Annotated in this window: 22 protein-coding genes; 8 read left to right on the top strand and 14 right to left on the bottom strand. The window is 59.6% G+C overall.

The annotated features are described in order from the left end of the window. Window positions 1-17 precede the first annotated feature (17 nt). From ACYZT9_RS08115 to ACYZT9_RS08095, 5 genes are all read right to left on the bottom strand, one after another. Window positions 18-461: a hotdog fold thioesterase gene (locus tag ACYZT9_RS08115; protein WP_462009328.1), complete on the bottom strand. Its 444-nt coding sequence runs from the start codon at window positions 459-461 to the stop codon at window positions 18-20. Window positions 462-493: 32 nt separating this feature from the next. Continuing rightward, window positions 494-2161: an AMP-binding protein gene (locus ACYZT9_RS08110; RefSeq protein WP_462009327.1), complete on the bottom strand. Its 1668-nt coding sequence runs from the start codon at window positions 2159-2161 to the stop codon at window positions 494-496. A gap of 210 nt (window positions 2162-2371) precedes the next feature. Beyond that, window positions 2372-2824 (bottom strand): phosphohistidine phosphatase SixA, encoded by a 453-nt coding sequence (gene sixA, locus ACYZT9_RS08105; RefSeq protein ID WP_462009326.1) that lies wholly within the window; start codon window positions 2822-2824, stop codon window positions 2372-2374. After that, complete coding sequence (locus tag ACYZT9_RS08100; protein ID WP_462009325.1) at window positions 2821-3168, bottom strand: DUF4389 domain-containing protein; 348 nt, start codon at window positions 3166-3168, stop codon at window positions 2821-2823. The genes sixA and ACYZT9_RS08100 overlap by 4 nt, the downstream gene beginning before the upstream one ends. A 31-nt stretch (window positions 3169-3199) precedes the next feature. Next, window positions 3200-4225: an NAD(P)H-dependent glycerol-3-phosphate dehydrogenase gene (locus ACYZT9_RS08095; RefSeq protein ID WP_462009324.1), complete on the bottom strand. Its 1026-nt coding sequence runs from the start codon at window positions 4223-4225 to the stop codon at window positions 3200-3202. A gap of 197 nt (window positions 4226-4422) precedes the next feature. Between ACYZT9_RS08095 and ACYZT9_RS08090 the strand changes: the two genes are divergently transcribed. The 6 genes from ACYZT9_RS08090 (at window position 4423) to ACYZT9_RS08065 (ending at window position 11955) form a co-directional block, all read left to right on the top strand. Next, on the top strand, window positions 4423-6546 hold the full coding sequence (locus ACYZT9_RS08090; protein ID WP_462009323.1) for a TonB-dependent receptor plug domain-containing protein: 2124 nt from the start codon (window positions 4423-4425) through the stop codon (window positions 6544-6546). Beyond that, window positions 6547-7479 (top strand): ABC transporter substrate-binding protein, encoded by a 933-nt coding sequence (locus ACYZT9_RS08085; protein WP_462009322.1) that lies wholly within the window; start codon window positions 6547-6549, stop codon window positions 7477-7479. It abuts the gene before it with no gap. Continuing rightward, entirely contained in the window at window positions 7476-9377 is a 1902-nt protein-coding gene (locus ACYZT9_RS08080; protein WP_462009321.1) for an ATP-binding protein, read from the top strand. Before ACYZT9_RS08085 ends, ACYZT9_RS08080 begins: the two co-directional genes overlap by 4 nt. A gap of 247 nt (window positions 9378-9624) precedes the next feature. After that, window positions 9625-10140, top strand: coding sequence for a 3-hydroxyacyl-[acyl-carrier-protein] dehydratase FabA (fabA, locus tag ACYZT9_RS08075; RefSeq protein ID WP_003179264.1), 516 nt, complete (start codon window positions 9625-9627; stop codon window positions 10138-10140). Between the two features lie 11 nt (window positions 10141-10151). After that, the gene (gene fabB, locus ACYZT9_RS08070; RefSeq protein ID WP_462009320.1) at window positions 10152-11372 is read left to right on the top strand and encodes a beta-ketoacyl-ACP synthase I; all 1221 of its coding nucleotides are present in this window, start codon (window positions 10152-10154) and stop codon (window positions 11370-11372) included. Between the two features lie 394 nt (window positions 11373-11766). Then, window positions 11767-11955, top strand: a complete 189-nt coding sequence (locus tag ACYZT9_RS08065) for a hypothetical protein (protein ID WP_462009319.1) — start codon at window positions 11767-11769, stop codon at window positions 11953-11955. 70 nt (window positions 11956-12025) lie between these two features. On the opposite strand, the gene ACYZT9_RS08060 is transcribed toward ACYZT9_RS08065, so the two are convergent. The 9 genes from ACYZT9_RS08060 to ACYZT9_RS08020 form a co-directional block, all read right to left on the bottom strand. Beyond that, window positions 12026-12568 (bottom strand): DUF2058 domain-containing protein, encoded by a 543-nt coding sequence (locus tag ACYZT9_RS08060; protein WP_084321993.1) that lies wholly within the window; start codon window positions 12566-12568, stop codon window positions 12026-12028. Between the two features lie 28 nt (window positions 12569-12596). Further along, on the bottom strand, window positions 12597-13430 hold the full coding sequence (gene mazG, locus ACYZT9_RS08055; RefSeq protein ID WP_462009318.1) for a nucleoside triphosphate pyrophosphohydrolase: 834 nt from the start codon (window positions 13428-13430) through the stop codon (window positions 12597-12599). A 126-nt stretch (window positions 13431-13556) separates the two neighbouring features. After that, window positions 13557-15800, bottom strand: coding sequence for a GTP diphosphokinase (relA, locus tag ACYZT9_RS08050; RefSeq protein WP_462009317.1), 2244 nt, complete (start codon window positions 15798-15800; stop codon window positions 13557-13559). A 51-nt stretch (window positions 15801-15851) separates the two neighbouring features. Continuing rightward, window positions 15852-17276, bottom strand: coding sequence for a 23S rRNA (uracil(1939)-C(5))-methyltransferase RlmD (gene rlmD / locus ACYZT9_RS08045; protein WP_462009316.1), 1425 nt, complete (start codon window positions 17274-17276; stop codon window positions 15852-15854). Then, window positions 17276-18178: a cysteine synthase CysM gene (cysM, locus tag ACYZT9_RS08040; RefSeq protein WP_462009315.1), complete on the bottom strand. Its 903-nt coding sequence runs from the start codon at window positions 18176-18178 to the stop codon at window positions 17276-17278. The genes rlmD and cysM overlap by 1 nt, the downstream gene beginning before the upstream one ends. 767 nt (window positions 18179-18945) lie before the next feature. Continuing rightward, on the bottom strand, window positions 18946-19440 hold the full coding sequence (locus ACYZT9_RS08035) for a hypothetical protein (protein ID WP_462009314.1): 495 nt from the start codon (window positions 19438-19440) through the stop codon (window positions 18946-18948). An 80-nt stretch (window positions 19441-19520) separates the two neighbouring features. Next, a complete protein-coding gene (locus ACYZT9_RS08030; protein ID WP_462009313.1) occupies window positions 19521-20537 on the bottom strand; it encodes a PDDEXK nuclease domain-containing protein in 1017 nt (338 codons plus the stop codon). Window positions 20538-20721: 184 nt separating this feature from the next. Next, window positions 20722-22161 carry a histidine kinase sensor domain-containing protein gene (locus tag ACYZT9_RS08025; RefSeq protein ID WP_462009312.1) on the bottom strand — a complete coding sequence of 480 codons (1440 nt, stop codon included), beginning with the start codon at window positions 22159-22161 and terminating at the stop codon, window positions 20722-20724. After that, window positions 22148-22870, bottom strand: coding sequence for a response regulator transcription factor (locus tag ACYZT9_RS08020; protein WP_462009311.1), 723 nt, complete (start codon window positions 22868-22870; stop codon window positions 22148-22150). The genes ACYZT9_RS08025 and ACYZT9_RS08020 overlap by 14 nt, the downstream gene beginning before the upstream one ends. A gap of 215 nt (window positions 22871-23085) precedes the next feature. On the opposite strand from ACYZT9_RS08020, the gene ACYZT9_RS08015 reads away from it, so the two are divergent. Next, window positions 23086-25839 (top strand): response regulator, encoded by a 2754-nt coding sequence (locus ACYZT9_RS08015; protein ID WP_462009310.1) that lies wholly within the window; start codon window positions 23086-23088, stop codon window positions 25837-25839. Between the two features lie 150 nt (window positions 25840-25989). Next, window positions 25990-26982, top strand: a complete 993-nt coding sequence (locus tag ACYZT9_RS08010) for a 2-hydroxyacid dehydrogenase (RefSeq protein ID WP_462009309.1) — start codon at window positions 25990-25992, stop codon at window positions 26980-26982. Window positions 26983-26986: the final 4 nt, after the last annotated feature.

Here is a 26986-nt window from a genome sequence, read left to right as displayed (position 1 = left end):
GCAGAGCGGGCCGTCAATCAACGCGTCGGCGGACTCTCTCCCAACGGCACAACTGCCATGGTCAACCGCGATACACAACTGACCTTGCCCTCATCGCTGGTCAGCCGTATGTCCCAGACATGGGTCGTACGCCCGACATGAATCGCCTTGGCCACCGCCGTTACCCGCCCGCTGCGTAGCCCCCGCAAATGGTTGGCGTTGATTTCCAGACCCACGCAGTAGAATTTGCTCGCATCGATGCACAAATAGCTGGCCATGGAGCCGACAGTTTCCGCCAGCACCACCGAGGCACCACCGTGCAACAAACCATAAGGCTGATGCGTGCGGTGGTCGATGACCATGCTCGCGGTCAGGGACTCTTCGTCGAAGGATTCGAAACGGACATCCAGCACTTCGCCGATGGTGTTTTTCTGGATCGCGTTCAACTGCTCGATGTTGGGAGTGGTACGCCACAAACTCATTGCAAACATCCTTTGTTGGTTTTGTTCGTGACTCAATCCTGCCACAGCACCGCTTCGCTACGCTCGCTCCATTCTTCGAACCGGGCACCATAAGCCGCTTCGATCACGTTGCGCTTGATCTTCAGGGTCGGTGTGAGAAAGCCGTTTTCCACCGCCCAGCTGTCTTTGACCACCACGAGCCGGCGCAGGCGCTCATGTTTATCAAGGGCGCCATTGACCTCCTCCAGCAGTTTTTCCAGGCTTGAATGCAGACCGGCGCGCGAGGTTCCGCTTGCGTCCTGCTGTCCGACCGCCGAGAGCACGCACAGTCCCAGCGGTGCGCTCAAACCGTCGCCGACTACGCATACCTGTTCGATCCGTGAATGCACCGCCAGGCGGTTTTCGATCGGTGCAGGGGCCACGTACTTGCCTTTGCTGGTCTTGAAAATTTCCTTCAGTCGCCCGGTCAGGCGCAGGTTGCCTTCGGCGTCTTGCTCGCCTTTGTCACCGGTGCGCAGGAAGCCATCCTCGGTAATCGTCTCGGCGGTTTTTTCCGGTTCCTTGAAATACCCGAGCATGGTCGCGCCGCTACGCACCATGACCTCGCCCGACTCGGCGATCCGCACTTCAACCTCCGGACAAGGCTTGCCAATCCAGCCGGGCTTGTTCTCGCCGGGCCGGCCAATGTGGGAATAACCACAGCTTTCAGTCATGCCGTACACCTCCAGCACGTCCAGCCCGAGCCTGCGGTACCACAGCAACAAGGTCTGCGGCACCGGTGCCGCGCCGGACAGGGCGACGCGCAAGGCGTCCAGCCCAAGCCCGGCGAGCACTTTGTGTCCGACCCGCTTGCCGATGAAGGGCAGGCCGAGCAGGAAGTCGAGACGTTTCGCCGGGATCTTGCTGTACACGCCCATCTGGAACTTGGTCCAGATGCGCGGCACGCCGAACAGCGCGGTCGGCCGCGCACGTTTCAGATCGGTGAGGAAGGTGTCGAGGCTCTCGGCAAAGAACACGGTTTGCCCGGTGTAAATCGACGCCAGTTCGACAAACATCCGCTCGGCGACATGGCACAGCGGCAGGTAGGACAGCAGCCGGTCCGACTCATTGAGGCCGAACAATTGCGTGCCACGGGTGGTGGCGAACCCCAGAGTGCCAAAGCTGTGCATCACGCCTTTGGGCATGCCGGTGGTACCGGAGGTGTAAATGATGGTCGCCAACTGGTCGGCGGCAGGTTTGGGATCGTCCTGGATCGGTGAACACGCTTGCAGGTCGGCCCAGCTGAAATCGAAGCTGCCTGGCGGATGCAGTGGCAGGCTGATGGTCGGCAGGTCGGGGCTGACTCCGCGGGACATGCCGGGCCAGTCATCAAGCTTGCCGATAAACGCCAGCGCCGCTTCGGAATGTTCGAGTACCTGCGAGACGGTTTCGGCAGTAAGGTTCGGGTACAACGGCACTGAAACGTGCCCGGCCATCCAGATCGCCAGGTCAGCGATGATCCAGTGCGCACAGTTTTTCGAGATCAGGGCGATGTGGCTGCCTTGCGGCAATTCTCGCGCCCGCAGCCAGTGCGCAGCGCAACGGGCCTGATGGCCGACGTCTTCCCAGGTCAGGGTTTCAACCTGACCGCCGCCCACCGGTTGAACCAGAAAGCGCTGACGGGGATGACGGGTCTCACGCTCGTAAAAGGCGTCCAGCGGCAAACGAAAAGCAGCAGACATGCGACTCGCTCCTTTGTTTTTGGTCTGGAGCAAGCGTAGTCAACCAAGCGGTTGCTTGGTTGACTATTTCATTACAAAAATCAGGTTCGACGCAGAACCTTGTGGGAGCGGGCTTGCTCGCGAACGCGGAGTGTCAGTCAGCATCAATGGTGCCTGATACGCCGCTTTCGCGAGCAAGCCCGCTCCCACAGTAGTCCTGTTCCAACAGGACTACGGGTGTTTGATGCCTTTGAGCTTCATCGCCCCCGCCATCGGCAAATCACCTTCCAGTTCCGCAAGGCCAGCCGTCTGCACCGCTTCCGGGTCCTGCACATGACCGTGTTGAAGGTAGCCCAGCAAATTACCCACCAACGGGTTGTGACTGACCAGCAACGCGTGATCCACAGACACCAGCTGCTCGGCCACCGCTTGCGGGCGGTTGTCGGGTGTCAGCCATTCGACGGTGCGAATTTCCGGGGCGAACCCAAGGGCCGTTCGCACGATTTCGGCAGTTTCCTGCGCTCGCAGGTAAGGGCTGGCATAGATGGCCGTAATCGGTGTGCCGATCAATTTGGCAGCCGTGCGCAACACTTCTTCACGCCCGTGGGCCGTCAATGCCCGCTCAGAATCCGGACGCTTGCCATGCGGCTCGGCTTCACCATGACGCAATACCCAGAGTTTCATAGCTTGGGCTCCTCATCTCGGGCCGGATGCGGCGCAGGCGCCACGACGTGTGGGGCTTCACCTTCCGGCGTACGCGGCGTCGGCCAGTCGGCGAACGGCCAGGGTTTCTGGTCGCTGTGGAACGTGCCGAAACGACCGATCTGCGCCAGGAACTGGCTCAGGCTGTCGCCAAAATTCATCAGGCTGGCGCTCGGGGCACCATAAATCAAACGATAGACCAGTTGCACCAGCACCACGGCACCGAGGATGAATTGCGCCACCTGCCAGACCAGCAGGAAGACAATCATCCACAACACCCGCAGCAGGATGGATTCGTACTGGGCTTCTACTTTCGGATCGTTCATGTGCAATTCCCTGCCTGTATTGAAAGCGTGATCAGTTGAAACCACTGGTGGAAATAAAGTCGACGTCGGTTTTCGGTTCGCCGCGCATCAGCAGCTCGATCACCTGATTCAGCGTGCGCCCTTCGAACAGAATCGCGTGCAGTCCGGCGACCAGCGGCATGTAAACGCCCACTTCCTGGGCCTTGGCCTTGAGCACTTTGAGGGTATTCACGCCTTCCGCGACTTCGCCCAGTCGCGTCACCGCGTCTTCCAGGCTCAAGCCTTGGCCGAGGGCGAATCCGACCTGATAGTTGCGGCTTTTCGGTGACGAACACGTCACGATCAAATCACCCACACCCGCGAGCCCCAGGAAAGTCATCGGGTTGGCGCCCTGATTCACCGCAAAGCGGGTCATTTCCGCCAGCGCCCGGGTGATCAGCATGCTCTTGGTGTTTTCGCCCATACCCAGCGCCACCGCCATGCCGGCGATGATTGCGTAAACGTTTTTCAGCGCCCCGCCCAACTCCACGCCGAAGCGGTCGGCGCTGGCGTACACGCGAAAGGTGCGGCCGTGCAGCGCGGCCTGAACCTGCTGGCAAAGTTCTTCGTCTTCGCTGGCGACCACGGTGGCAGTCAGCGCGTGTTCGGCGATTTCACGAGCCAGGTTCGGTCCTGATAGCACGCCTATGCGCGCTTGCGGAGCGATGTCTTCGAGGATCTCGCTCATCAGTTTGAAGGTGTGGGCTTCGATGCCTTTGGTCAGGCTCACCAGCATCTTGCCGCTCAGGCGCTGCGCGTGAGGCGCGAGCACCGAGCGTAGCGCGCTGGATGGCAGCGCGACGAAACACAGTTCGCAGGCCTCCAGAGTCGCGAGCAGGTCAGTGACCGCTTCCACGGCCGGAAGAATCTTGATGCCTTTAAGGTAACGCGGGTTCTCGCGATTGACCCGAATGGCTTCGGCCTGTTCGGGGTCGCGCATCCACAAGCGGACCTGATGCCCGTTCTCGGCCAGAAGGTTAGCCACGGCGGTACCAAAACTTCCGCCTCCCAGGACCGCAATCGGGCGCTGTTCAGTCATATGCAATCCGTTAATCCATAGCAGTGGCGATGCCGGCATTATACGGAGCGGCCCAGTGGCGGCCAGTCCCCGCGTCAATTACTGGCACTTGTCTGAAGAAGACCAATAAATCCGAGGAAAATGCCGTCATCGTGACTGGAAAAGCCGACTGGCTCGGTTAACATGCGCGCCAGTAAGATCGCCATCAAGGATGTGTTGTGTCGTTTGGCTCTGCTTCACCCCACTCGCCGCTGGTTCTGGCGCTCATAATCAGCCCGCCGTTGCTGGCCGACGACCTGTTTCTCGATAGCGAGCCACTGCCGCACGTGCTGACGGCAACGCGCCTGAAACAGTCGCCGGCCGCGGTGCCGGGAAGCATGACGGTGATCGACAGCGAACTGATCAACGCCAGCGGTGCCCGGGACATCAGCGAGTTGCTGCGCCTGGTGCCGGGCATGATGGTCGGCAATATCAGCGGCAATCAGGCGGCAGTGAATTACCACGGCACCAACGCCAGCGAAGCGCGGCGCATGCAGGGGCTGATCGACGGCCGCTCGGTGTACCGCGCCGGCCTGGCCACGGTGGACTGGAGTGACATTCCGGTGGCCATGGAAGACATCGAGCGCATCGAAGTATTCCGTGGTCCGAACACCGTCAGCTATGGCGCCAATGCGCTGATGGCGGTGGTCAACATCATCACCCGCAATCCGGCCGACAGCCACGGCACGCGGATGAAGGTCACGCGAGGACAGCGTGGCATCGACGATTTTTACGCCAGTCAGGGCGTGGGTTGGGACGGTGGCGACTTGCGCGTATCGCTATCCGGTCTGCAGGACGATGGCTTCGACTCAGACCGCAAGGGTGCCGACTATCGCGACAGCCGCCGCCTGAACCGCTTCAACCTCGCCGTCAGCCAGACGCTGAACGAAGAGCAAAGCATCGATTGGCAATTAAATGCCAAGGACGGAAGCAATCAGCGGCCTTATACCTACCGCCCAGTGTTCTCGGGGATTACCGCCGCAGGGAACAATTCCGACGTCGTCGCCAAAGACTACGCCGGTTCCTTGCGCTGGAACCTCGACATCAATCCCGATCACAGCCTTTACATTCAAGGCTCGGCCCAGCACTGGGATCGTCAGCAAACCTGGCGCGCCTGCGACGCCGAAGTCTCGTTCAGCCCCGAACTGACTGAACTCTGGCAGCTCAACCCAAACTACACCGAACGCCTGGCGCGCAACATCGAACGCTACGTCGGTTCCGGCGCACCAGCCGGCACGGCGGTGGAGCAAACGCTGGCCAATCAAGTGCTAGACCAGTGGCGAAACGGCGCCCGGCAAACCCTGTGCGGTGACATTGACCAAAGCACTCGGGAGTCGCGCTACGACCTCGAATTGCAGGACACCCTTAGCCTGTCCGACAGTCTGCGACTGGTCAGCGGCATCAACTATCGTTACGACCGGGCCGATTCTGAAACCTATTTCAATGGCACGCTCGATGACACTACGTGGCGAGCCTTCGGCCAACTCGAGTGGAGAGCGACCGAACACTGGTTGTTGCAAGGCGGCGCGATGTTCGAAGACACGCAATTGACCGGCAATTCGTTAACCCCGCGGGTGGCGGTCAACTATCTGATCACGCCGCGCCACGGTTTGCGTGCGGTGTATTCGGAGGCGATCCGTTCGCCGGACATGTTCGAGAACAATGTCAACTGGAGCTACCAGGTGACCAACCTGCAACCCGCTGCCTACGGACAGAACAGCGCCCGTTATTTCGTCAGGACTCGCGGCCCCGGCAATCTCGAGCAGGAACGCATGCGCTCAAGGGAGCTGGGCTACAACGGCTTCTTCGCCGAGTCGGGGCTGGCGATTGACGTGAAGGTGTTCCACGACGAGATCACCGGCATGAACAGCGAGCCGTTGCGCAACAATCAGTACATCGCCAGCAACGCCAACAGCTCGCGCTTCACCGGGGTGGAAACCCAGCTCGACTGGCGCCTGGGCAGCACTGACCGGTTGCGCCTGACTTATGCCTATGTCGATTCCCAAGCGAGCAATCCGCTGGATGCGCAACAGACCGCACGAAACAGTGGCTCCGCCGGTTGGCTGCGCCACTGGGGCCACGGCTGGAACAGCGCCGTCTTTTATTATGGTAACGACGCACTCAATGGCTATCGCTTCGAACGGGTCGACACGCGCATCGTCAAACGCATCGGCCTGGGCAAGGCCAGCCTGGAACTGGCCGGCGTGCTCCAACAACGTCTCGACAATCAACCCACCACCTTCGTCGACAACCGCTACGATGAGCGACGGGTGGTGTACTTCAGCGCGGAGCTGGCGTTCTAGATGCTGCTGTGTCCGTCGCGCAAAACGCCAATCCTTGGCCGTCTGCTGGCCGGGTTGTGCCTGGTGCTTGCCGGTTGGCTGGTGAGCGTGTCGGCCAGCGCCGAAGACATTCTGCTGACCGGTGCCGACGACAGTCCCGGCATGCGGGATTTCGCGACGGCCCTTGGCGAATTGCGCCCTGGTGACACGGTGCGTTTCGAGCTATTGGCCAATCTGCCAGCACCGAGCAAATTGCCTGCCCTTACGCGTTTGATCCTGCTGGACCTGCCCAGCCTCGACTGGCGCCTGCAAGATTCTCAGGGCCCGGTGACGCTGGTGTTGCGCATCAGCCGCCTGCAAGCCCGTCAACGCCTGGGCACTGTCCTGCCCGCCCGTTTGAGCCTGCTCTGGAGCGATCCGCCGCCTGACCGGCAACTTCGCCTGACCCAAATCCTGCTGCCTCATGTCAAGCGGGTCGGCGTGCTGTACGACAACCACAGTGAATTTCTCTTGAATGAACTGCGCCAGGCCGCCCGACCGCTTGGCCTTGAGATCGTCACCGAGCGCTGGGACGACACCAACGACAGTCGGCCGTTACAGACGCTGCTGAAAAACAGCGACGTACTGCTGGGCCTCGATGATCCCGACTTGTACAACCCCAAAACGGCGAAAAACCTGCTGCTCAGCAGCTACGCCCGGCAAACCGCGCTGATCGGCCCGAATGCCGGCTTCGTCAAGGCTGGCAGCCTGACCAGCAGCTACAGCGACCAGAGCGACTGGCTGGCGATTCTCGACGAACTGCTCGACCGACCACCCGCCAACTGGCCACGCACGCATTACGCCAATCGCTTCAAAGTCTTGAGTAACCCGCAAGTGGCTCGTTCATTAGGTATTGAACAGATCAATGAAGCGCTGGTTGCAGCACAGTTGGCCGAAGGAGAAAGCCGCCCATGACTTTCCGTCGTCGTTGGGATATCAACACCCGCACCCAGATCATCAGCCTCGGGCCTGCCCTGCTGCTGACCTTGCTGCTGATCAGTTTTTTCACCTTCGTGCGGATCCAGGACCTGCGCCAGGAGCTCAATCACACCGGTCAGCTGATTGCCAACCAATTGGCGCCGGCCGCTGAGTACGGGGTGATTTCGGGCAACAACGAGGTGCTTGAAAGCCTGCTCAAGGCCACCTTGGCCACGCCCAATGTGCGATTCCTGGAAGTGCAGGACAGCGCCAACCGGATTCTGGTGTATATCGAACATCCGGCGGAAACCCACACCCGCTCGCAACAGGTCGAAGTGTTCCAGGCGCCGGTGCGTTTGCAACGGATCGCGTTGCACAATGATTTCTTCCAGGACAGCAAAGTCGCCAACTCCGCCCCCGCCGAGGATTACCTGGGTCGGGTGATCGTCGGTCTGTCAAATGACGCCTTTAGCAAGCGCCAACAGGAAATCCTCTTCAAGGCCGGTGTCCTGGCGCTATTCGCCCTGCTGTTTACCTTCCTGATCGCCCGGCGCCTGGCCGGCAGCCTGTCGCAGCCGATCCGCGACATCGGCAACGCGGTCAAGGCGATCCAGAGCGGCGACTACAAAACGCCGCTGCCGATTGTCGATGACACCGAACTCGGCGCGCTGTCGCAACACATCAACAACCTCGCCAAGGGTCTTGAACAGGCCAGCCGTGAACAGCATCAGGCCATGGCGCAATTGATCCAGACGCGCGAAGAAGCGGAAAAGGCCAACAACGCCAAATCCGATTTCCTGGCGATGATGAGCCACGAACTGCGCACACCGATGAATGGCGTGCTCGGCATGCTGCAACTACTGGAAACCACCGCGATGACCGAGGAGCAGGTCGAGTACGCGGCCTTGGCCTCGGAATCAACGGAACACCTGCTTAAAGTCATCAACGACATTCTCGACTTCTCGCGCATCGAGCGCTCGGAACTGGAGCTGGAACATATTCCGTTCAATCTGGCGGATCTGATCAGCAGTTGCGCCCAGTCGTTCCAGCACAGCGCGTTGCAACGCGGGCTCGATCTGGCACTGCTGATCCCCGATGACATGCGTGCGTTGCAGGTTCAGGGCGACCCGACTCGGATCCGGCAGATTCTGGTAAACCTGGTGGGCAATGCGTTGAAGTTCACCGAGCAGGGCCGCATCACCATCCAACCGCAGTGGCAGTCACTGGATCACGAATTGTTGTGGTTCACCTGCACCGTGCGCGACAGCGGGATTGGCATCCCGTCCGAAAGCCTGGAATTGATGTTCAACGCGTTCCAGCAGGCCGACAGTTCTATTTCAAGGCGTTACGGCGGTACCGGACTGGGATTGCCGATTGCCCGCACCCTTGCGGAACGTATGGGCGGCACCTTGCGCGCCCAGAGTGAGGAGGGTCGCGGCTCGGTGTTCACCCTGGAAATCCCGCTGGCGTTCAGTAAACAGACGCTGCCGGTACTGACGCCGCGCGCGCAGTCCGGCAGTGGCGATGGCGCAGGCCGCAATGTGCTGCTGGTCGAGGACAACCCGGTTAACCAGACCGTCGTCGCAGCCATGTTGCGCAGCCTGGGCTTTACTGTCAGCGTTGCTACCGACGGCGCTCAGGCGATACGCAGCGCGGAAAGCCTGATTTTCGAAGCCATTCTGATGGACTGCCGATTGCCGATCATCGATGGCTACGAGGCCACCCGACAGATTCGCCAACTGCCCGGTTGCACCGACCTGCCGATTATTGCGCTGACCGCCAACGCCTTGCAGGGCGACCGTGAAGCCTGTTTATCGGCGGGAATGAACGATTACCTGGCCAAGCCCTTCAAACGCACTGATTTGCAGCAAATTCTGCAGCGATGGGTGCAGTAGTGCAGGCTTTTCGACCATCTGCGACTGGCGTGAAAGGCGAAAGTGCGGCAGTCTTAGGCACCCGAACAGGCCCGAAAAGGGGCTTGAATAAAAATTTCAGTGCACAAGTGTACATTCATGTCCTTGGTGCTGTGACTTTCACCACAACGCAATAGTCTATGAGTAGGCTGCTGACTCGAGGCATGAACGCTTCGATCGGCCGGGAAGATTTGCCCCACCTGCCGCATGGGACTATTGAGGAGCTCGCATGACCAAACAAAACGCCTTTACTCGGGAAGACCTGCTGCGCTGCAGTCGCGGTGAGCTGTTTGGCCCAGGTAACGCGCAACTGCCCGCCCCGAACATGCTGATGGTGGACCGCATCACCCTGATCAGCGAAGAAGGCGGCAAGTACGGCAAAGGTGAATTGGTCGCCGAGCTGGATATCACTCCGGATCTGTGGTTTTTCGCCTGTCACTTCGAAGGTGACCCTGTGATGCCAGGCTGCCTGGGCCTCGATGCCATGTGGCAACTGGTCGGCTTCTTCCTCGGCTGGCAAGGCCTGCCGGGCCGCGGCCGCGCCCTGGGTTCGGGCGAAGTGAAGTTCTTTGGTCAGGTCCTGCCGACTGCGAAGAAAGTGACCTATAACATTCATATCAAGCGCGTCCTCAAAGGCAAGCTGAACCTGGCCATCGCCGACGGTTCGGTGACTGTCGACGGTCGCGAGATCTACACCGCCGAAGGCCTTCGGGTCGGCGTTTTCACCTCCACTGACAACTTCTAAGGGTTATCCGCATGCGCCGCGTCGTTATCACTGGTCTGGGCATCGTTTCGTGCCTGGGCAATGACAAAGAGACCGTCTCCGCTAACCTGCGTGCAAGCCGCCCTGGCATCCGGTTCAACCCGGAATATGCCGAAATGGGTCTGCGTAGCCAGGTTTCCGGCTCCATTGACCTTCCCCTCGAAGAGCTGATCGATCGCAAGATCTATCGCTTCGTCGGCCACGCGGCGGCCTACGCCTACCTGGCCATGAAAGACGCCATCACCGACGCCGGTCTGACCGACGAGCAGGTTTCCAACGTGCGTACCGGCCTGATCGCCGGTTCCGGTGGCGCGTCGACCTTGAACCAGATGGAAGCGCTGGACATCCTGCGCGAGAAAGGCGTCAAGCGCGTCGGCCCGTATCGCGTCACGCGGACCATGGGCAGCACCGTTTCCGCTTGCCTGGCCACGCCGTTCAAGATCAAGGGTGTGAACTACTCGATCTCCTCCGCTTGCGCCACCAGTGCTCACTGCATCGGTAACGCCATGGAACAGATCCAGATGGGCAAGCAGGACATCGTATTCGCCGGCGGCGGTGAAGAAGAGCATTGGAGCCAATCGTTCCTGTTCGACGCCATGGGCGCATTGTCCAGCCAGTACAACGAAACCCCGGAAAAAGCTTCCCGTGCCTACGACGCCAAGCGTGACGGTTTCGTCATCGCCGGCGGTGGCGGCATGGTCGTGGTCGAAGAGCTGGAACACGCTTTGGCCCGCGGCGCGAAAATCTACGCGGAAATCGTGGGCTACGGCGCGACCTCCGACGGCTACGACATGGTCGCCCCAAGCGGCGAAGGCGCCATCCGCTGCATGCAGATGGCTATGTCGACCGTTGACACACCGATCGACTACCTGAACACCCACGGCACCTCGACTCCGGTCGGCGACGTCGCGGAAATGAAAGGTGTGCGTGAAGTGTTCGGCGACAAGGCCCCGGCCATCAGCTCCACCAAGAGCCTGTCCGGTCACTCCTTGGGCGCCGCCGGCGTTCACGAAGCGATCTACTGCATGCTGATGATGGAAGGCAACTTCATGGCGGGTTCCGCCAACATCGACGAACTGGACCCGGAAGTGGCAGACATGCCGGTCCTGACCAAGACTCGTGAAGACGCCACCATCAACACCGTGATGAGCAACAGCTTCGGTTTCGGTGGCACCAACGCCACGCTGGTACTGAAGCGCTGGCAGGGCAAGTAATACCCCGCCGCTCCGCCGCGCATAAAAACGCCCCGACTGGTTCGGGGCGTTTTTTTTGCCTGAAAAAATGCAAAACCCTATGGGAGCGGGCTTGCTCGCGAAGGCGGTGTGTCAGGTGACATCATCATTGAATGTGCCGACGCCTTCGCGAGCAAGCCCGCTCCCACAATGTTTAGCGTTTGCCCGCAATCTTGGGCTCACTGAACATGAAGCTTTTGTCATGAAACCCAGAGCCCTGCGACCGAATGTCGCGTATTACGCGGACTGCAGCACTTTTGCAAAATTCGCAATTGTTCGTTACGAAACCCAGTCGTTTACTTAGCAAGCTAACCAAACATGTAACAGAGTCCTGCACACACCTTGCTGCAGATATCAGAGAGATTGGAGCAAGCAGATGACTGTAAAAGTAACTGAACGCGACGATTCACATAAATCCCACGAAGGCGTAGCCGCCGGTATCCGGATTTGGGATGTGCACCAACAAGGCATGTTGGTGGGGATGTTCCACTCCGAAACCGACGCCCACAACTACAAGGCCGAACTGGAAAAACTGGAGCAGCAACGAGAGCTCCGATCCGCATAAGCAACGACAGCATTGAAAACGACAAACCCCGCCATGAGCGGGGTTTGTCGTTGTTGCAGTCTTCAACCGCTTACCACATCAGATCGTCAGGGATCTGATACGCCGCATACGGATCGTCCTCGGCGGCGGCTTCTTCGGTCTGCACGTTCAACTGCACGATGCGCTGTGGATCGCGCTCCTGAATCTTCAAGGCCGCTTCACGGGGAATCACTTCGTAACCGCCGGCATGGTGCACGATCGCCAGTGAACCGTTACTGAGCTTGTTGCGCATCAACGTGTTGACGGAGAGGCGCTTGACCTTCTTGTCGTCGACGAAGTTGTAGTAATCCTCGGTGGTCAGCTTCGGCAGACGCGAGACTTCGATCAATTGCTTGACCTGAGCGGCGCGGGCCTTGGCCTCGGCCTTCTCCTGCTGCTGGCGGTTCAGCTCCTGGTCGCGCTTGACCTTTTCGGCCATGGCTTCCTGGGCCGCACGCTGCTGGGAGTCATCAAGTTCGATCTGGCCTTTGTGGGCCAGGCGCTGCTGTTTCTGCTTCTCTTTGCCGACCTGTTTGGCCTGCTTTTGGTTGACCAGCCCTGCCTTTAGCAACTGGTCGCGAAGGGAAATGCTCATGGTGCTTGGTTCTCACTTAGGCCACTGCTCAACCGCAGCTGGGCAAATTCTTTTCCTGACGTTTGGCTTCACCCCACAGGGCGTCCAACTCTTCGAGGGTGCAATCTTCTATGGGACGATGGGTATCGCGCAATGCCTGTTCGATAAAACGGAAGCGTCTTTCGAACTTGCTGTTGGCGCCGCGCAAAGCAGTTTCCGGATCGACCTTCAAATGACGCGCCAGATTGACCACGGAAAACAGCAGGTCGCCGACTTCATCGGCAATCGCTACCGAGTCGTTGTCGGCCATGGCCTCGAGCACTTCATCGAGTTCTTCGCGGACCTTGTCCAGCACCGGCAAGGCATCCGGCCAGTCGAAACCGACCTGCCCTGCGCGCTTCTGCAACTTCGCTGAACGAGACAATGCCGGTAACGCGGCGGGCACGTCATCGAGCAAGGACAGCTGTTCCGGCGCTGTCGATTTCTCGGCACGTTCTTCCGCCTTGATCTCTTCCCAGCGCTGCTTGACCTGTTCTTCACTCAGACGCGGAACATCCAGCGGCGCGTACAGATCACCGGTGGGAAACACGTGCGGATGACGACGGATCAGCTTGCGGGTGATGCTGTCGATGACACCGGCGAATTCGAAGCGCCCTTCTTCCCGGGCCAGTTGGCTGTAATAAACCACCTGGAACAGCAAATCGCCCAACTCGCCCTGCAAATGATCGAAGTCACCACGCTCGATCGCATCGGCGACTTCGTAGGCTTCCTCAAGCGTGTGCGGGACGATAGTGGCATAGGTTTGCTTGATGTCCCACGGGCAGCCGAACTGCGGGTCGCGCAGACGGCTCATCAGGTGCAGCAAGTCTTCAAGTTTGTACATCAATCAGTCTCTTCACAAAACCAATGTGTGGGAGCGAGCTTGCTCGCGATTGCGGTGTGTCAGACAACATTGAAGTCGACTGAGACGCCCTCATCGTGAGCAAGCTCGCTCCCACAGGGATCATCATCACGGTGTACGGTTACGGCGGGTTTCGATGATGTTCGGCAACTGGGAAATCCGCCCCAGCAACCGCCCAAGTGCATCCAGCCCCGGAATCTCGATGGTCAGGGACATCAACGCGGTGTTGTCCTCCTTGTTCGAGCGGGTGTTGACCGCCAGCACGTTGATCCGCTCGTTGAGCAGCACTTGCGACACGTCACGCAGCAAACCGGAACGGTCGTAGGCGCGAATGATGATGTCCACCGGGTAAGTAAGCACCGGCACCGGGCCCCAGCTGACCTGGATGATCCGCTCCGGCTCGCGCCCGCCCAGTTGCAGTACCGAGGCGCAGTCCTGCCGGTGAATGCTCACGCCTCGGCCCTGGGTGATGTAACCGACGATCGCATCGCCCGGCAACGGCTGGCAGCAACCCGCCATTTGAGTCATGAGGTTGCCGACACCTTGGATCTGAATATCGCCGCGCTTGCCCGGTTTGTAGCCGGTGGCCTTGCGTGGAATCAGTTCCAGCTGTTCGTTGCCGCGCTCCGGTTCGACCAGTTGCTGCGCCAGGTTCACCAGTTGCGCCAGGCGCAAATCGCCGGCGCCCAACGCGGCGTACATGTCCTCGGCGGTTTTCATGTTGGCCTTGTCGGCCAGCTTGTCGAAGTCTACCGCTGGCAAGCCAAGGCGACTGAGTTCGCGTTCGAGCAACGTTTTACCGGCCGCGACGTTCTGATCGCGGGCCTGCAATTTGAACCAGTGAACGATCTTTGCCCGCGCCCGCGACGTGGTGATGTAACCCAGGTTCGGGTTCAGCCAGTCGCGGCTCGGGGTGCCGTGCTTGCTGGTGATGATCTCGACCTGCTCACCGGTTTGCAGGCTGTAGTTGAGCGGTACGATGCGCCCGTTGATCTTCGCGCCACGGCAGTTGTGACCGATTTCGGTGTGCACGCGGTAGGCGAAGTCCAGCGGCGTCGCGCCTTTCGGCAAGTCGATGGCGTGACCGTCCGGAGTGAAGATGTACACCCGGTCCGGTTCGATATCGACCCGCAGCTGTTCCGCCAGACCGCCGATATCGCCCAGCTCTTCGTGCCACTCGAGCACCTGACGCAGCCAGGAGATTTTCTCTTCGTAGTGATTGGAACCGGATTTGACGTCGGTGCCTTTGTAGCGCCAGTGCGCGCAAACGCCCAGTTCGGCTTCTTCATGCATGGCGTGGGTGCGGATCTGCACTTCCAGCACCTTGCCTTCAGGCCCGATCACCGCAGTGTGCAATGAACGGTAGCCGTTCTCTTTCGGGTTGGCGATGTAGTCGTCGAATTCTTTCGGGATGTGCCGCCACAAGGTGTGGACGATGCCGAGCGCGGTGTAGCAGTCGCGCATTTCCGGCACCAGCACACGCACGGCGCGCACGTCGTAGATCTGGCTGAACTCCAGACCCTTGCGCTGCATTTTGCGCCAGATCGAATAGATGTGTTTGGCCCGGCCACTGATGTCGGCTTCGACGCCGGTGGCCTGCAGTTCATTTTTCAGCTGGCTCATCACGTCGCTGATGAAACGCTCGCGATCCAGGCGCCGCTCATGGAGCAACTTGGCGATCTGCTTGTACTGATCGGGCTCGAGGTAACGGAAGGACAAGTCCTCCAGTTCCCATTTGATGTGACCAATACCAAGACGGTGGGCGAGCGGCGCGTAGATATCGAAGACTTCACGGGCGACGCGATTGCGCTTCTCGTCATCGGCGGTTTTCACCGCTCGGATCGCGCAAGTGCGTTCGGCCAGTTTGATCAGCGCGACGCGCACGTCATCGACCATGGCCACGAGCATTTTGCGCAGGTTTTCCACCTGACCCTGAGTGCCCATCACCATGGATTTACGCGGGCTCAGGCTGTCGCTGATCGCCGCCATGCGTTGAACGCCGTCGATGAGTTTGGCCACCACGGGACCAAAGCGCTGGCTGACCGCCGGCAACTGGATCTGGCCTTCGCGCACGCCTCGGTACAGGACCGCGGCGACCAGCGAATCCTGATCGAGCTTGAGGTCGGCGAGGATCTCGGCGATTTCAAGGCCGGTGCGGAAACTGGAGTTTCCTTCGGACCACAAATTTTTCGCCGCATTGGCTTGTTGTTCGGACGCACGAGCGAACTCGCACGCTTCCTTCAAGGCTTCGCGATCCAGTGCCAGATCGACACTGACCGCATGATCGAGCCAAGCCTCGAGATTGATACTGCCGTCGGTGTTGATCGGCTGGTGTGCTCTCACCTGTACCATCTTGCTTTACCTTCCCTACGACGCAGATTCAATGCGTCAAATCGCTGACCTTCATTGCCCGTTTGCCCTCGCGGGGCTAATGCGAGTGCTGCACGGGCGGTCAGTCGGACCAGACGAGCCGTCCTGGCTCGCTTCAAATAACGCCATGGCCTCGACATGTGCCGTCTGAGGAAACATATCGAGAATCCCGGCACGTTTTAACCGGTAGCCCTGCTTGATCAATTCCACCGTGTCGCGCGCCAGAGTTGCTGGGTTGCACGACACATACACCAATCGTTCGGCGCCGAGGGCCTTGAGTTTGCGCACCACCTCGAAAGCACCGTCACGCGGTGGGTCCAAGAGTACCGCACAAAAGCCTTCGCGCGCCCATTCGGCATCGGTCAAAGGCTGGGACAAATCGGCCTGAAAAAACGTCGCATTATGCAGATTGTTGCCAACGGCGTTCGCGGCTGCCCGCTCGACCATCGCCTGCACACCTTCGACCGCCACCACTTCGCGAACGGCTTTGGCCAGCGGCAAGGCAAAGTTACCCAAACCACAGAATAGATCGAGAACGCGTTCATCCGCTTTCGGCTTCAGCCAGTCCAGCGCCTGGGCGACCATCGCTTCGTTGACCGCCGCGTTGACCTGAATGAAATCTCCCGGTCGGTACGCCAGGTTCAAATCCCACTGTTCGAGGCGATAGCCTAAAGACTGATCGGATTCGACCGGTTGCGGTTCGCCTTCTCCATGCAGCCACAATTGAGCTTCATGGAACGTGCAGAAATCCTTGAGGATCGTCATATCGGCGTCGGACAACGGCGCCATGTGCCGCAACAAAACCGCTAATGAAGAACCGCTGAACAATTCCACATGCCCCAACGCCTGAGGTTTGCTCAAGCGCCGCAACATCTCCGGCAAGCGGGTCATTATCGGCTGCAAGGGCTGTACCAACACCGGGCATTCGCTGATCGCAACGATGTCCTGACTGCCTGCCGCGCGGAAACCGACTTCGAGTTTTTTCGCCTTCATGTCCCAGCGCACCGCCACCCGGGCACGGCGGCGGTAAGCGAATTCCGGCCCGCTCAAGGGTGCGGCCCATTCTTCGGGTTCGACACCGGCGACCTTGGACAATTGCTCGGCGAGCATGCGCTGTTTCAGGGCAAGTTGTTCGGTATGAGGCAGATGCTGAACACTGCAACCACCACAACGCCCGGCGTGTGGACACGGTGCAGGGCGACGCAGTTCGCTGGCCTGGAACACGCGCTCGGTGCGCGCCTCGACCACTTTGCCGTGGACCCCCAATACACGCGCTTCGACCTCTTCACCGGCCAAGGCGCCGAGGACGAACCAGGTGCGACCTTCGAAAAACGCGATACCGCGACCGTCATTGGCCAGGCGCTCGATGGTCAGGCGCTGCTTTTTGCCGGTCGGAATTTGCGGGGCTTTACTGCCGCCGGTGGGCTGAAAGCGCAGGCCTCTCTCATGCTTGGCCATCAGTTGGGCGCGTCGAAAATGCCGGTCGACAGATAACGGTCGCCACGGTCACAGATGATCGCGACGATCACCGCGTTTTCAACTTCTTTGGACAAGCGCAGCATCCCCGCGACGGCACCGCCTGAGGACACGCCGCAGAAAATGCCTTCTTCGCGGGCCAGACGACGGGTCACGTCCTCGGCTTCGCTCTGCGCCATGTCGATGATGCGGTCCACGCGGTCGGCCTGATAAATCTTCGGCAGGTATTCCTGCGGCCAGCGACGGATGCCCGGAATCGCCGAGCCCTCCATCGGTTGCAGGCCGATGATCTGTACACTGTCGCGCTGCTCTTTCAAGTAGCGCGACACGCCCATGATGGTGCCGGTGGTGCCCATCGAACTGACGAAATGAGTGATGGTGCCTTCGGTCTGACGCCAGATCTCCGGGCCGGTGGTGGTGTAGTGCGCTTCGGGGTTGTCGCCGTTGGCGAACTGGTCCAGCACCTTGCCACGGCCTTCGGCTTCCATTCGCTGAGCGAGGTCGCGGGCGCCTTCCATGCCTTCTTCCTGGGTGACCAGAATCAGCTCGGCGCCATACGCCGTCATTGCGGCTTTACGTTCGGCGCTGGAGTTGTCCGGCATGATCAGGATCATCTTGTAACCCTTGATCGCTGCGGCCATGGCCAGGGCGATCCCGGTGTTGCCCGAGGTCGCTTCGATCAGCGTATCGCCGACGTGTATCTGCCCGCGCAACTCGGCACGGGTGATCATCGACAGCGCCGGACGGTCCTTGACCGAACCCGCCGGGTTGTTCCCTTCGAGCTTGAGCAAAAGGGTGTTGCTGGTGTTGCCGGGCAAGCGCTGCAAACGGACCAGCGGAGTGTTGCCGACGCAATCGGCGATGGTTGGGTACTGCAAGGTCATGGCGTATTCGCAATCCAGACTGCGGGGGCGCCTATCATACCGGCAAACGTTCGCAGGCCATATCACGCAAAGTGCGGTGCTTATGGCTTATGGGAATAAGGGGCGCGAGGTGAGCAATTTCCTGATTGCAAGCTTCTCCTTACAGACAAGGGCATTAGATAGGGTAGGAAAAACTCTTTTTCTCAAAAATATCGGTCTTTTAGGACGCTTTCTTCGGACGTTTCACTCAAGGTTGGTGGTTGGCGTGAACTGGTGGGTAAGGGGCTTCATCGATAATCTTTTGTCATGCGGAACACGCACTGCACCCCTACCGCACAGCCAACTAACTTCACAAAGAGCGTATTCATGAAAGTCCTTACCGCATTTTCTTTCGCGGGGCTGATTCTTGCGAGTCAGGCTTCTGCAGCATGCACCAGCATTCGTGACACTTACAGGGGCACCGTACCCGCCAACTCCGATGTCATTGCACAAGGTCCCTTTACTATTACGGGTGCAAACGGATGCCGACAAGCCAACATCTCTTCCACCATTACTCCGTAGGCGCGGGTTCGCCCCCGGATTTATTTATTGACAGACTGACGGGTTCAACCTGGACCAAGGTCGCCGGCGGTACCGGCAATACTGCCTCAGTGCTTGGCCCCCTGGGGACTTACAGAATCCGCCACTCGAACACACTAACTGTCGACAGACAATATTCTGGAAACACCCGCTACGGCCGATAGACAACAGTGTACCGGCGCCCAAAAATTATTCGGGCGCCGGGTGACTCAGGCTTGAATACTGACGGACAGATCATTTCTTGTTGAATGGGCAAAATAGGAGAGCGCGTTGATGGCTTGATTCGCGCCCAGCAAAGCCCTCAGCACCACCTTGAATGACTCTTGATGAGCGTACATAGGCCAAGTACTGGCATATGCTTTGGTATCTCCCAGCATCTGATTGAACATCGCGATCGCATTATATTTGACATCCTTTTCAGTCTGGTAACCATATTGATCAAAGGCCATATTCCCGGATATGAATTGCCCGGCCACATGCCGGTCTATCAGATCAATCTCATAGAGTTTAGATCCGATTCTCGCGAACTCATCAGTGCTTATCGACGTAAAATCATATCCTTTAATCAAATCCTTTAACTCGCCAATTAAAGTCTCGCTCGTCAGTTTTAATACCCCAGCAGCATCCTTGGCATCGGTTATCGTGTGCGCATTGTTTGTCTCGTGCGGATTTTTAATAAAGTAGGCATCAGCTTGCTTCGACAAGGCGGGCGTTCTTATTATTATATTCATTGGCTACCTTCTTAAATTACAACCACAAGTTAAATACCCCCAAACAATGCTTGTTACGTCAAACCGGCGACATTCAAGGCATAGAACTCATGCAACTTGGCCTGCAGCAATTGTTTGTCGGGAAGCTGGACCTGGTATTCAGCGATCAGCGCTGGCGACAGGCTGCGGTTAAGCGCGTACTCGACCACTTCGTCTTCCTTGCTGGCACAGAGAAGTACGCCAATGGCAGGGTTTTCGTGAGGCTTGCACTCACCACGATCCAGCGCTTCCAGATAGAAATTCAGCTTGCCCAGGTACTCCGGTTCAAAACGACCGACCTTGAGCTCGATGGCCACCAGGCAGTTGAGCCCACGGTGAAAGAACAACAGGTCCAGGGCGAAATCCCGGCCGCCAACTTGCAGCGGGTATTGTGAGCAGACAAAGCAGAAATCGCGGCCAAGCTCGATCAGAAATTCCTTGAGACGCGCCAGCAAGCCCTGATGCAGATCGGCCTCGGTATGGGTACCGGGCAGGTCGAGAAACTCAACCATGTAGGCGTCGCGGAATATCTCCAGTGCCGAGGGGTGGTTTTGCTTCAGTGCTGCGGAAACTTTTGCCGGTTGGGTTACGCTGCGTTCGAACAGTGCAGCCTTTAACTGGCGCTCCAACTCGCGTTTTGACCACTTTTCTTGAACGGCCATACGCACGTAGAACTCACGCTCTTCCGGCCGTTTACACTGGCTGAAAATGAGCAGGTTGTGTGACCAAGACATTTGTCGCACCAGTGGTGCGACTTTTTCTTCAGTCCGATAGGTCTCGTAGAATTGCCGCATGCGGAACAAATTCGATCGAGTAAACCCACGCAACCCTGGCTGAGTTTGAGCCAGATGCTCAGCCAATTGACTGACGACGGAGTCCCCCCATTCCGCCAGTTCGATCTTGCGACTGATGTAACCACCCACCTGCCAATACAGCTCGATCAGACGTGTATTCACCGCCTGCATGGCCTGCTGCCTGGCACCGTGAATCAGCGCAAGCACTTCATTGAAGCGGTCGTCGGTTGTGTTGCCGGGAACGTGGGGGGCAGTCATGCCTGACTCCTTGAACATGAGTTAAAGCGTGAGCTTAAACCGTCAAGGAAGCTTGAAATGACCGGTGATACCCTTTGGGAAATGTCGTACAGAATCTCGGGAACGCTCCGGCAAAATCAGAGCGGTGGTGGATGGGAGGGCCTCTTCGCGAGCAAGCCCGCTCCCACATGGAGATCCGGGATGATCACACTATTTGTGGTTGGCTCCGTGCAACTGTGGGAGCGGCGGTGCGGCGTTCCGACTTGCTCGCGAAGGCGTTATCACTGACACCATCGTCATCGGCCAATAACCACATGTTGAGCCGCAACCCTGTCATCGTGTTCTCCGCCCAAAGCCTCCCGCCCTGCCGCCGCACCGCATTCCGCGCGATGCTCAACCCCAACCCGAACCCGCCATTCCCGGGCCGCGAACCATCAAGCCGAGTGAACGGTGAGAAGATCCGTTCCAGATCCTCTTCAGCCACCCCGCCACCCTCATCCTCGATCCACAAGTGCCAGTAATCACCCTCGCGCCGCCCATCCAGGCGCACAACGCCGCCCTTCGGCGAATGACGAATGGCATTGCGCAGAATATTTTCCAATGCCTGCGCCAGGGTATTGAGATTGCCGCGCACCCAGCAGGATGAATCCACCGCACACTGCAACTGACCCACCGGGCAGCCGCTTTCATAGCAGGCGTTTTCCGTGAGCATTTCCCACAGCGCCTGAATCTGGATTGCCTCGTCGGGCAAGGGCGTGCGCTCGGTGTCGAGCCAGGCCAGTTGCAGCGTGTCTTCGACCAACCGCTGCATGCCATCGACTTCGCGACCAATGCGTTCGCGTAGCTGCGCCAGACTTTGCTCGCCCTCGCTGGCCACCCGCAAACGGCTCAATGGCGTGCGCAATTCATGGGACAAGTCGCGCAGCAACTGTTGTTGCAGGGCCACTGTACTTTGCAGGCGCTCGGACATGTGATCGAACGCGCGGCCCAGCTCACCTAATTCATCGGAACGGTTGGTTGTGTGACGCGACAGTCGCACGCCCAACTGGTCGGCACGCCAGGCGTTGGCCTGTTCGCGCAGTTGATTGAGGGGGACAACCAGCAATCGATACAACCCGACACACAACAGCAAAGTGAACAGCCCGGGAATCACGCCGTTGGTAATCACGCGCCAGAACACCCGGTAGCGCCCGGGCGTGAACCGCTGGGGCAGTTCGATGACAAGGCTACCGACGGACGGATCGCCGGGGAACGGCACGCGTAGCCACGGCAGGCGCTTCTTGTGGATCGGCCAGTCCAGGCCGCGCAGAAAAGTCAGGCGCTCGATTTCCTGGTCCGTCAGTGGCCGATTGCTCAATGACTGCAAATCACTTCCAATGACGCCCGCCCAGCCCGTTTCACGTTGACGCATCACGTGCAGCCAGGCATCAACGCCGTCGCTCTGGCGCTGCTGCCACGCCTGCTCGGCTTCGGCGGCATAGCGCGTCAGAGTGCCTCGGGCCTCGTCCGACAGAAACTGGTTGCGCTCTTCCATGTAGCGGCCCCAGGACCAGCTCAGCCAGATCATCAGCAGACAGAACGCCACCAGCAGGCAGGCAAGTTTCCAGAACAGCGAATGCCTGCCCGGCAAGTCAGACCATTTCATCGGCAGCACTCAGGACATAACCCTTGCCCCAGACCGTGCGCACTTCCCGCTCCGTGTAGCCGATAGCCTTGAGCTTGCGACGGATCTGGCTGATGTGCATGTCGAGGCTGCGGTCGTGGGCCGCGTAACCCCGCTGCAGCACATGCTGATAAAGGAAGGCTTTACTCAGTACTTCATCGCCGTTGCGGTTGAGCGTGTCCAGCAACCGGTACTCGCTGCGGGTCAGGCCGGCGGCGTGCTCGCCATAGAACACCTCGAAGCGCTCATCGTCGAAATGCAGACTGTCCGCCGCCAGGAGAACCGGTTCGACGGTCGGCCGACGATCCAGCGCTACGCGCCGCAGGATGGCTTCGATGCGCACGCGCAATTCGGCCATGCTGAAGGGCTTGGGCAAATAGTCATCGGCGCCGAGGCGGAAACCGCTGATGCGATCCGCCTCCGCCCCCAGCGCCGACATCAGCACCACCGGGGTCGAATGGCTCTGGCGCAATTGGGTCAGCACATTCAGACCGTTCATGCCCGGGAGCAGAATGTCCATCAGTACCACATCGAAGGGTTGTTCGCGGGCAATCGTCAGGCCTTCCTGTCCGTTCTGGCACCAGGTCACCTGGAAACCGCTGCGACCCAGTTGCTCGTGAACATAAGCACCGAGGACTAGGTCGTCTTCGATGGAAAGGATGCGGGGATGGCCGACAGGAATGGGAGTCATGAGTATCTGCAAATAATTCTCAGTTGCCGATTATTCAAGATTGCATCGTCGGGGGCAACCGAAGGTTTGCCCCGCGACGTCAAAGCATTGAACGGCCCGACGAATGACGTCGTCAATTTTACGAAGATTGCCCGCATGCAAATCGCTACACTGCGCAAGTGGCGCGTGCCGGATGCACGCGCAGGTTCCTAAATGGCTGGATGCAGGAGAGATGCGTGCTCAAGAAACTGGGAATTAAAGGCCGCGTGCTGTTGCTGACCTTGCTTCCGACCAGCCTGATGGCCCTGGTGCTGGGCGGCTACTTTACCTGGATGCAGCAATCCGACCTGCAGACCCAACTGATGCAGCGCGGCGAAATGATCGCCGAACAGCTCGCGCCCCTCGTAGCGCCGGCAATGGGTCACAAGGACGCTGAACTGCTGGAACGCATTGCCACCCAGTCCCTGGAAACCCCCGACGTGCGTGCGGTGACCTTGCTCGCCCCGGACCGCACGCTACTCGCCCACGCCGGCCCGACCATGCTCAATCAGGCGCCAATGGGTAACGGCTCGCAGCTGCTGCGCCGCAGCGGCAACGATGCGACGCGTTACCTGTTACCGGTGTTCGGCAAGCACCGGAATCTGGCCGGCGACCTGATTCCCGAAGAAGCCGACCGCCTGCTGGGCTGGGTCGAACTTGAACTGTCCCACAACGGCATGCTGCTGCGCGGTTATCGCAGCCTGTTCGCCAGCCTTCTGTTGATCGGCGCGGGCCTCGCCGGGGCGGCGCTGCTGGCGTTGCGCATGGGCAGGACCATCAACCGGCCGCTGAGCCAGATCAAGCAAGCGGTGGCGCAACTCAAGGACGGTCATCTGGAAACCCGCCTGCCGCCTCTTGGCAGTCAGGAGCTGGATGAGCTCGCGTCCGGCATCAACCGCATGGCCGGCACCCTCCAAAACGCTCAGGAAGAACTGCAGCACAGCATCGACCAAGCCACCGAAGACGTGCGCCAGAACCTGGAAACCATCGAAATCCAGAACATCGAACTGGACCTGGCGCGCAAGGAAGCCCTGGAAGCGAGCCGGATCAAATCCGAGTTCCTGGCCAACATGAGCCATGAAATCCGCACGCCGCTCAACGGCATTCTCGGGTTCACCCACCTGCTGCAAAAAAGCGAACTGACCCCGCGTCAGCTCGATTATCTGGGCACCATCGAGAAATCCGCCGACAGCCTGCTGGGGATCATCAACGAGATCCTCGACTTCTCGAAAATCGAGGCCGGCAAGCTGGTACTCGACCATATTCCGTTCAATCTGCGCGATCTGCTCCAGGACACCCTGACCATCCTCGCCCCGGCCGCCCACGCCAAACAGCTGGAACTGGTGAGCCTGGTGTATCGCGACACGCCGCTTTCGCTGGTCGGCGACCCGCTGCGACTCAAGCAGATACTCACCAACCTGGTGAGCAACGCGATCAAGTTCACCCGCGAAGGCACCATCGTTGCCCGCGCCATGCTCGAAGAAGAACACGAAGACAGTGTGCAACTGCGCATCAGCATTCAGGACACCGGCATCGGCCTGTCGAACGAGGACGTGCGGGCGCTGTTCCAGGCTTTCAGCCAGGCCGACAACTCGCTGTCCCGGCAACCCGGCGGCACCGGTCTGGGACTGGTGATATCCAAGCGTTTGATCGAACAGATGGGCGGCGAGATAGGCGTCGACAGCACGCCAGGCGAAGGCTCGGAGTTCTGGGTCAGCCTGAGTTTGCCAAAAACCCGCGACGACGCCGAAGACTTGCCCGGCCCCCCGCTGCTCGGACGCCGCGTCGCGGTGCTGGAAAACCACGAACTGGCCCGTCAGGCGTTGCAGCATCAACTGGAAGACTGTGGCCTGGAAGTGACACCATTCAACACCCTGGAAAGCCTGACCAATGAGGTGACCGTCGCTCACCAGACCGATCAGGCGATCGATCTCGCCGTCCTCGGCATCACCAGCAACGACATGCCGCCGGAACGCCTGAATCAGCACATCTGGGACCTCGAACACCTCGGCTGCAAAGTACTGGTCCTGTGCCCGACCACCGAGCAGACGCTGTTCCACCTCTCAGTGCCCAACCCGCACAGCCAGCTTCAGGCCAAACCGGCCTGCACCCGCAAGTTGCGCCGGGCCTTGTCCGATCTGGTCAATCCGCGCCAGCACCGCAGCGACCCTGGGGAACCGGTGTCCAGCCGGGCGCCGAAGGTGCTCTGCGTCGACGACAACCCGGCCAATCTGCTGCTGGTGCAAACCCTGCTTGAAGACCTGGGCGCCAAGGTGCTCGCGGTGGAGAGCGGTTACGCCGCCGTCAAAGCGGTGCAGAGCGAGACCTTCGATCTGGTGTTGATGGACGTGCAGATGCCTGGCATGGACGGGCGCCAGAGCACCGAAACCATTCGCCAGTGGGAAAGCGAGCGGCATAGCACCCCGCTGCCGATCGTGGCTCTCACCGCACACGCCATGGCCAACGAAAAACGCGCGCTGCTGCAAAGCGGTATGGACGATTACCTGACCAAACCGATCAGCGAACGGCAACTGGCGCAGGTGGTACTGAAGTGGACTGGCCTGGCCCTGCGCAATCAGGGGCCGGAACGGTCCAGCGACAGTCATGGTGCTAGCCACGAGTTGCAGGTGCTGGATCATGAAGAAGGGTTGCGCCTGGCCGCCGGCAAGGCGGATCTGGCAGCGGACATGCTGGCGATGTTGCTGGCGTCCCTGGAAGCCGACCGCGAAGCGATCCGCGTAGCCCGAGAGACCAACGACCACAATGCCTTGATCGAACGAGTGCATCGCTTGCATGGCGCGACCCGTTATTGCGGCGTGCCGCAATTGCGCGCGGCCTGCCAGCGCAGCGAAACCCTGCTCAAGCAGCAAGACCCCAAGGCGCCCGTCGCACTGGAAGACCTCGACCGCGCCATCAATCGCCTGGCGGCTCACGCCCGTATAAATGCGTGATGTAACACAAAAGCGGCTCACCACAATCCCTGGAGCGAGCTCGCTCGCGATGGTCGTCAACGATTACGCTGGCAGCCTGATACCCCTCGATGGTCTCGGATTTTTCGCGAGCAAGCTCGCTCCTACAATCATCCGGGCAAGGAGAAAACGATGCGCACGATCCTTTTCAGCAGCCAGACCTACGACCGCGACAGCTTTCTCGGCGCCGACCTCCCCGCCGGGATCGAGCTGCACTTTCAATCGGCACGACTGAGCCTGGACACGGCGGCGCTGGCGGAACATCACGAAGTCGTCTGCGCCTTCATCAATGATGACCTCAGCGCCCCGGTGCTCGAACACCTCGCCGCGGGCGGCACACGCCTGATAGCCTTGCGTTCGGCCGGGTACAACCATGTCGACCTGGCTGTAGCGAAGCGGCTGGGGTTGTCGATCGTACGGGTTCCGGCCTACTCGCCCCATGCGGTGGCCGAGCATGCGGTGGCGCTGATCCTGGCGCTCAACCGACGCTTGCACCGCGCTTACAACCGCACCCGCGAAGGGGATTTCAGCCTGCATGGACTGACCGGATTTGACTTGGTCGGCAAGACGGTCGGTGTGGTCGGCACCGGGCAAATCGGCGCGACCTTCGCGAAAATCATGAACGGTTTCGGCTGTCAGCTATTGGCCTACGATCCTTTTCCCAATCCGCAGGTCGAAGCCCTCGGCGCGCGTTATCTGAGTTTGCCGCAGCTGCTGGCCGAGTCGCAGATCATCAGCCTGCATTGCCCGCTCAACGAACAGAGCAAACACCTGATCAATTGCGAGTCACTGGCGCACATGCAACCCGGTGCCATGTTGATCAACACCGGGCGTGGCGGTCTGGTGGACACGCCGGCGCTGATCGACGCACTGAAGGATGGCCAATTGGGTTACCTGGGGCTGGACGTGTATGAAGAGGAAGCGCAGCTGTTCTTCGAGGACCGTTCCGATTTACCGCTACAGGACGATGTGCTGGCGCGGCTGCTGACCTTCCCGAACGTGATCATCACCGCGCACCAGGCCTTCCTGACCCGTGAAGCCTTGGGCGCAATTGCCGCGACAACGTTGCAGAACATTGCAGCCTGGGCAGCCGGACAGGTACAGAATCAGGTCGAGACTGGCTGAACCG

The sequence above is a fragment of the Pseudomonas sp. ZT5P21 genome (genome assembly GCF_054897785.1).
Note: the sequence above shows the minus strand (reverse complement) of the source record. Positions and strands in the feature narration are given on the sequence as shown.

Excerpts from the sequence above, each read along its gene's own strand:
- ACYZT9_RS08115 (WP_462009328.1), bottom strand. The coding sequence starts at position 461 with ATGAGTTTGTGGCGTACCACTCCCAACATCGAGCAGTTGAACGCGATC.
- ACYZT9_RS08110 (WP_462009327.1), bottom strand. The coding sequence starts at position 2,161 with ATGTCTGCTGCTTTTCGTTTGCCGCTGGACGCCTTTTACGAGCGTGAG.
- sixA (WP_462009326.1), bottom strand. The coding sequence starts at position 2,824 with ATGAAACTCTGGGTATTGCGTCATGGTGAAGCCGAGCCGCATGGCAAG.
- ACYZT9_RS08100 (WP_462009325.1), bottom strand. The coding sequence starts at position 3,168 with ATGAACGATCCGAAAGTAGAAGCCCAGTACGAATCCATCCTGCTGCGG.
- ACYZT9_RS08095 (WP_462009324.1), bottom strand. The coding sequence starts at position 4,225 with ATGACTGAACAGCGCCCGATTGCGGTCCTGGGAGGCGGAAGTTTTGGT.
- ACYZT9_RS08085 (WP_462009322.1), top strand. The coding sequence starts at position 6,547 with ATGCTGCTGTGTCCGTCGCGCAAAACGCCAATCCTTGGCCGTCTGCTG.
- ACYZT9_RS08080 (WP_462009321.1), top strand. The coding sequence starts at position 7,476 with ATGACTTTCCGTCGTCGTTGGGATATCAACACCCGCACCCAGATCATC.
- fabA (WP_003179264.1), top strand. The coding sequence starts at position 9,625 with ATGACCAAACAAAACGCCTTTACTCGGGAAGACCTGCTGCGCTGCAGT.
- fabB (WP_462009320.1), top strand. The coding sequence starts at position 10,152 with ATGCGCCGCGTCGTTATCACTGGTCTGGGCATCGTTTCGTGCCTGGGC.
- ACYZT9_RS08065 (WP_462009319.1), top strand. The coding sequence starts at position 11,767 with ATGACTGTAAAAGTAACTGAACGCGACGATTCACATAAATCCCACGAA.
- ACYZT9_RS08060 (WP_084321993.1), bottom strand. The coding sequence starts at position 12,568 with ATGAGCATTTCCCTTCGCGACCAGTTGCTAAAGGCAGGGCTGGTCAAC.
- mazG (WP_462009318.1), bottom strand. The coding sequence starts at position 13,430 with ATGTACAAACTTGAAGACTTGCTGCACCTGATGAGCCGTCTGCGCGAC.
- relA (WP_462009317.1), bottom strand. The coding sequence starts at position 15,800 with ATGGTACAGGTGAGAGCACACCAGCCGATCAACACCGACGGCAGTATC.
- rlmD (WP_462009316.1), bottom strand. The coding sequence starts at position 17,276 with ATGGCCAAGCATGAGAGAGGCCTGCGCTTTCAGCCCACCGGCGGCAGT.
- cysM (WP_462009315.1), bottom strand. The coding sequence starts at position 18,178 with ATGACCTTGCAGTACCCAACCATCGCCGATTGCGTCGGCAACACTCCG.
- ACYZT9_RS08030 (WP_462009313.1), bottom strand. The coding sequence starts at position 20,537 with ATGACTGCCCCCCACGTTCCCGGCAACACAACCGACGACCGCTTCAAT.
- ACYZT9_RS08025 (WP_462009312.1), bottom strand. The coding sequence starts at position 22,161 with ATGAAATGGTCTGACTTGCCGGGCAGGCATTCGCTGTTCTGGAAACTT.
- ACYZT9_RS08020 (WP_462009311.1), bottom strand. The coding sequence starts at position 22,870 with ATGACTCCCATTCCTGTCGGCCATCCCCGCATCCTTTCCATCGAAGAC.
- ACYZT9_RS08010 (WP_462009309.1), top strand. The coding sequence starts at position 25,990 with ATGCGCACGATCCTTTTCAGCAGCCAGACCTACGACCGCGACAGCTTT.